Source organism: Gilvimarinus sp. 2_MG-2023, from assembly GCF_030547685.1.
Lineage (GTDB): Bacteria > Pseudomonadota > Gammaproteobacteria > Pseudomonadales > Cellvibrionaceae > Gilvimarinus.
The window spans coordinates 1-5,796 of the sequence record NZ_JAUOQM010000035.1 but is presented as its reverse complement, the minus strand read 5'-3'; the positions used below and the strand labels follow the sequence as shown (position 1 = coordinate 5,796).

Sequence of the window (5,796 nt, the reverse complement as noted above, 5' to 3'; positions counted from 1 at the left end):
GCTGAATGCTGAATGCTGAAATTTTGCGCTGAGCTTAGCCTCTGTCAAATCTTGCTTAGCGCTTGTTGCATTGTGCACCTAGCGTTCTGCGTACCGCTAGCAAGCTCCCTCTCCACCATCCAATTCATGTATAATTCGCCGTTTGCACAATCATCCAATCAAGAGACAGTTCCATGGGCTTTAATTGCGGTATCGTTGGTCTTCCGAATGTAGGCAAATCCACGTTGTTTAACGCACTGACCAAGGCGGGCATTGGCGCGGAGAATTTCCCGTTCTGCACCATTGAGCCCAACGCCGGTGTGGTTGCGGTACCCGACCCCCGCCAAGACAAAATTGCCGAGATCGTCAAACCCGAGAAGGTGATTGCCACCACCATGGAATTTGTCGATATTGCAGGTCTTGTGGCTGGCGCCTCTAAGGGTGAAGGCCTCGGCAATAAGTTCCTCGCCAATATTCGCGAGACGGATGCCATCGCCCATGTTGTACGCTGCTTTGAGGATGAAAACGTCATCCACGTTGACGGTAAAATTAACCCCGCCTCCGATATCGACGTAATCAACACCGAGCTGGCGCTGGCCGATTTAGAAACGGTAGAAAAAGCCATTCTGCGCTTTGCCAAAGCCGCCAAAGGCCAGGACAAGCACGCCATCGCCATGAAAGCGCTGCTGGAAAAAGTGCAACCACACCTCGATGAAGCCAAACCACTGCGCTCGTATGATCTTACCGATGATGAACGCAGCCTGCTGCGCGAACTGAGCCTAATGACGTTAAAGCCCACCATGTACATTGCCAACGTGGCGGAAGACGGCTTTGACGACAACCCACATTTAGACCAAGTACGCGAAATTGCCGCTACCGAGAACGCCGTCGTGGTGCCTATCTGCAATAAAATTGAAGCGGAAATCAGCGAACTGGACGACGATGAAAAAGCAGAATTTCTGGAAGCACTGGGCATGGAAGAGCCAGGGTTAAACCGCGTTATTCGCGGCGGCTATGAACTACTCGGTCTCCACACTTACTTTACCGCAGGCGTCAAAGAAGTGCGCGCCTGGACCATCCCTATTGGTGCGACAGCGCCACAAGCAGCAGGTGTTATTCACACCGACTTTGAAAAAGGATTTATTCGCGCCGAAACCATCGCCTACGATGACTTTATTGAGTACCAAGGTGAGCAAGGTGCAAAAACCGCGGGTAAAGCGCGTAAAGAAGGCAAAGAGTATGTCGTAAAAGATGGCGATGTACTGCACTTTTTGTTTAATGTGTAACTAATAATAGTCAGACGTCTGAGGCCGGACGTCTGACGACTTTTTTCTTTTGCATCAGACGTCAGACCTCCGACGTCAGACTTTGAAACTAAACCCGTCCGCGTTTTCTCAATCGCACCACGCCACTAACTGTCAGCAGCAGTGCCATACACAACACCCCTGGTAGATTAAAAATAGGCAATGCATGCACCGTTGGATCGGGATCGGGATCGGGATCGGGATCGGGATCGGCGCTAACGATTAAATTTACCTGATTCGCCACAGAGAGATCCAATACCGCCGTATAGCCCGCAGGCTGGGTGCCAATATTTAAGCCATTGTCGGTCAGCGCACCTGTGAAGTTAATCAGCCGGTAAGTACCTGCTTCATAATTACCCCAATCAATAATGTTGAGTGTGCCGTCCAGAGTGAGGTTGCCATCGACCTCGATCAAATCGTTCACACCAGCGCCGACTGTGCCGGGGGCATCCAACTCAAACTCTTGCACTGAAGCCGCGTTAAGCACCAGGTCGCCCATGACGTTCAAGGTTTCCGGCGAATTACCAGGCGTCAAAGTGCCCGCGCTGGTAACCCCACCCACACTGCCGCTGCCACCTAAGGTTCCGCCAGCTTGCACCGTTACCGCCGAGGTAATGCTGCCATTGACCAACAGCGTGCCGCCGCTAATGATGGTATCGCCTTGGTAGGTATGCGTACCCGTTAGGGTTGTGGTGCCACTGCCACGCTGATTGAGGCTGATATTCCCCTGAATCGGCGTAGCAAAAAGGGCGTTGTCGGTTTGGTTAAAGTTTAAGACTCCAGTCCCCCTAAAGGGAAACCATATGTCGGTCTTAATCTCCTCGGCGATTACCGTACCGGCGGTACCACTAAGATCAAACGGGCCAATGTTAAGCGTTCCGTTACCGATGCCACCAAGGTACAGCTCATCGGTCATGGTCCAGGTGGCACCTCCGGCCACTGTTACTGTCCCCTCGGTGCCATTATCCCAACCTAGGTGGCTAACGGTACTGCTCACCGCACTGCCACTGGCGATACTAAGTGTGCCATTGCCCCACATACCAACATGCAACTCACCGCTATTGGTCCAAATGGCGTTATCGGCGAGAGTGACCTCACCGACACCGTCAGAGTTGCGACCGATGTAAGCGGTTTCACTGGTGACGACCGCCTCCTCAGCAATGCTTAGCGACCCGGCTCCACTTCTGCCAACCGATAACACATCGTTATTATCCCAGCGGCTGCCAGCCCCTGTGACCGTAACGCTTCCTGTGGTGCCCAACACCCAGGCTATTTGACCAGCCTCACTGCTAACCGTACTGCCCGCATTAATATCCAGCGTGCCATTGCCGCCTCGCCCCACCGTCAGGCTGCGCCTATTGGTCCAACTGGCGCCACCCGTTAAGCTCACAGCACCGATGCTGCCTGAGTCTTTACCGATATAGTCGTCATCACCACTGACATTGGCACCGCTTTGCATCAGCAGCGTTGCTGTATCGCCGGAGACATCACCCACCACAACATTGGCAGTGGCGTGAGTAATACTGCCTCCATCTATGATCAAGGTGCCATCATTGACGGTAGTGCCTCTATTGTACGTATTGGCCCCGGTTAGGGTCGTGCTGCCAGAGCCACGCTGATTCAGAACAATGTTTCCTTCGATAGGTACCGTAAACGTAATATCGTCGATTTGGTTAAAGTTGACCGTGCCACTACCAATGCCGGTAATCAACTTGGTTGCGATGACAGTGCCTGCGGTATCGCTCAAATCAGAAGCGCCAATATTAAGCGTGCCCGTACCAGTGTTACCGATATGAAGCGTCTCCTGACTTTCCCAGCGACCGCCACCGGTTACCGTAGCCGTCGCACTAGCCGTTGAATAATAACCCAGTGTGCTTCTTTTACTCTGGACCGTGGCACCTTGCTCAATCGTAAGCGCACCATTGCCCCACAGCCCTACATGCAAATCATCGCTGTTAATCCATGAAGAGTCGGCCCCAGTCACAGTAGCAGTACTGTTACTCAACCCGCCATAGCCAATATAAGACAATGTATTGCTAAGCGTGGAGCCGTCTTCAACGATCAACGCGCCACTGCCCTCACTACCGACATGCAATCCCTCGCCCGTCCAATTTGCGCCACTCGTTACCGTTACGGCGCCATTACTACCCGTATTCCTACCAATATAATGATTGTTGCTATTGATACTGGCACCGCTCTGCATAAGCAAGGTCGCACTATCGCCCGTGAGTTCACCCACAATGATATCGGCACTAGCGTGGTCAATACTGCCGCCATTCACAACCAAGGTGCCGCCATTGACGATAGTGCCTCTATTGTAAGTATTGTCCTCGGTTAGGGTCGTGCTGCCAGTACCACGCTGATGCAAACGGATATTCTGGTTGATATTAATAGCAAACGTAATATCGTCGGTTTGGTTAAAGTTGACCGTGCCACTACCAACGCCGGTAGTCACCTCGGTTGCGATGACAGTGCCTGCCGTGTCGCTCAAATCAGAAACGCCAATATTAAGCGTACCCGTACCATCGACACCGATATGAAGTGTCCCCTGATTTTCCCAGCGACCACCACCGGTCACGGTAGCCGTCCCATTACCCGTGTAGAAATAACCCAACGTGCCTTTTCTGCTGAGGACCGTGGCACCTTGCTCAGCCGTAAGTGCAGCACTGCCCCACAGGCCGACGTGTAGATCATCACTGTTAGTCCACGAAGAGCTGGCCCCAGTCACAGTGGCAGAACTATCACTCGGACCACCATAACCAATATGGCCTAGGGTACTGCTAACGGCGGCACCGTCTTCAATTCTCAAATCACCACTGCCCTCACCGCCGACTTGCAACCGGCCGGCATTCGCCCAAATGGAGCCCGCCCCCGTAACGCTGACCTCGCCCAAGCCGGCCGCGTTGCGTCCTATATAGCCTTCCGAGTTATTCACCGTAGCGCCACTTTCAATGGCCAGTGTGCCTGCCGCATCCTGCGCCACATTAAGGTCACCGGCGATAGACCAAGGGTGGGCCCCAGCTGCCGGAATAACCTCGCCCGTACCGTTGACGCTTTGTGCCCATGCGGGAGCCGCTGACAACGACACTGCCATCGCTAAAGCTCTGAATGGCAACCCTTGCTGTGGAGATGAAAGCAATAACAGGGAGGAAAAAGTCGCAGGAAGCTCTTTAACGGCTACAGGCATAGCCTTGCTGCACGGTATTATCACGGATCATTAACTCTGTTGAGGGGTTACTGTACCGGTAGATTTTCCCTAAGAAAATCCAGCGTTTATTTCACAAAACGATAACGGCGGGAACGCTAAGCAGCAAGTTGTCTGATTTATTGTTTTGCATCACTTTTATGCGTTTGGCACAGTATCGCTCAATAAATTAAACTCGCCACTTAGGCTTATGTTAAAATGCCCGCCATGACTCACGACGATCATCCCTGTGATTTTTCACCCCCTTATCAGGTTCTCTGGGACTTTGTGGCCGATGATTTTCCGCTACCCGAGAGCGCGGGTATTGGCCGAGTGCAACGGTTTGATTTCGGTAGCGAGTTGGCGCTGTACCGATCTGAATTTCGGGTAACCAAAGATTGCGTTATTGACTGTCATTCAGATCAAAAAGAATTAGCCGAGCTGCTGTGCAGTATTTTTCTGCTGACCGGCACAATCACTCTAGAAACTCCGGATCGCCAACAACACTTGATAACCCCACAAAGCGGTTTGCTTTTTCGCGTGCAAGACATTGGGTCGCGCTTTATTATTCCAGGCGGGCAAACCGTACGACACATAGGCGTTGCCAACCCAATGTCGATCTTGCATAAACGTTTAGGAGATCAACTGCCTGAGGGGTTGGCAAATTTTGCCACGGTGCCGGAGGGTGGCACTGTAAATCGGCGCCTGCCCGTACAGAGCCGTTTGCGCGGCCTGCTGACTGATGTGTTTTCTCCAGTCACCTGCGCTGGTGGCTCCCCAACTCAGGAGCTACAACTAGAAGCGGTGGCTTGGTCTATTTTCGCCGAGTCCGTTCGCCTTACGATTACCTGCCAAGACAACAGCTCAAGCCAAGCGCCACTGTGGGGCGAGCAGGTATTTAATAATATAACGGTATACCTGCGCGAGAACCTAGAGCGGCCACTCAAAGGAGATGACATCTGCCAAAGGTTTGGAGTCTCCAAACGGCAACTGCACCAACTGTTCCAAACCATGCAGCAGTGCTCACCAAGAGAGTTCTTGCGTCGCGAACGCTTAAACCGAGCGCGTGCATTGCTGGAGCAAACTGACATGCCGGTAAAATCCGCCGCTTACGCTGTGGGTTACGTCCATGTCAGTAATTTTAGTAAAGCCTACCGTGCATTTTTTGGCGAAACCCCCGGGCAAACTCAGCGTTTAAATAGCACAGGGGGAAGTGAACGCTGAATGCGGAATGCGGAATGCGGAATGCGGAATGCGGAATGCGGAATGCGGAATGCGGAATGCGGAATGCGGAATGCGGAATGCGGAATGCGGAATGCGGAATGCGGA

General features: G+C 52.6%; 3 protein-coding genes. 2 read left to right on the top strand and 1 reads right to left on the bottom strand.

The genetic code is table 11. The features are described from left to right. The first annotated feature begins 173 nt into the window (after window positions 1-173). On the top strand, window positions 174-1,265 hold the full coding sequence (gene ychF, locus Q4526_RS07555; protein ID WP_215976428.1) for a redox-regulated ATPase YchF: 1,092 nt from the start codon (window positions 174-176) through the stop codon (window positions 1,263-1,265). Between the two features lie 88 nt (window positions 1,266-1,353). Here the strand turns inward: ychF and Q4526_RS07550 are convergent, their stop codons facing one another. After that, window positions 1,354-4,470, bottom strand: coding sequence for an autotransporter-associated beta strand repeat-containing protein (locus Q4526_RS07550; RefSeq protein ID WP_215976427.1), 3,117 nt, complete (start codon window positions 4,468-4,470; stop codon window positions 1,354-1,356). 216 nt (window positions 4,471-4,686) lie between these two features. Here Q4526_RS07550 and Q4526_RS07545 point away from each other — a divergent pair, with 216 nt between their 5' ends. Further along, window positions 4,687-5,691 carry a helix-turn-helix domain-containing protein gene (locus tag Q4526_RS07545; RefSeq protein WP_303609579.1) on the top strand — a complete coding sequence of 335 codons (1,005 nt, stop codon included), beginning with the start codon at window positions 4,687-4,689 and terminating at the stop codon, window positions 5,689-5,691. The last annotated feature ends 105 nt before the right edge of the window (window positions 5,692-5,796 follow it).

Excerpts from the sequence above, each read along its gene's own strand:
- Q4526_RS07550 (WP_215976427.1), bottom strand. The coding sequence starts at position 4,470 with ATGCCTGTAGCCGTTAAAGAGCTTCCTGCGACTTTTTCCTCCCTGTTA.
- ychF (WP_215976428.1), top strand. The coding sequence starts at position 174 with ATGGGCTTTAATTGCGGTATCGTTGGTCTTCCGAATGTAGGCAAATCC.
- Q4526_RS07545 (WP_303609579.1), top strand. The coding sequence starts at position 4,687 with ATGCCCGCCATGACTCACGACGATCATCCCTGTGATTTTTCACCCCCT.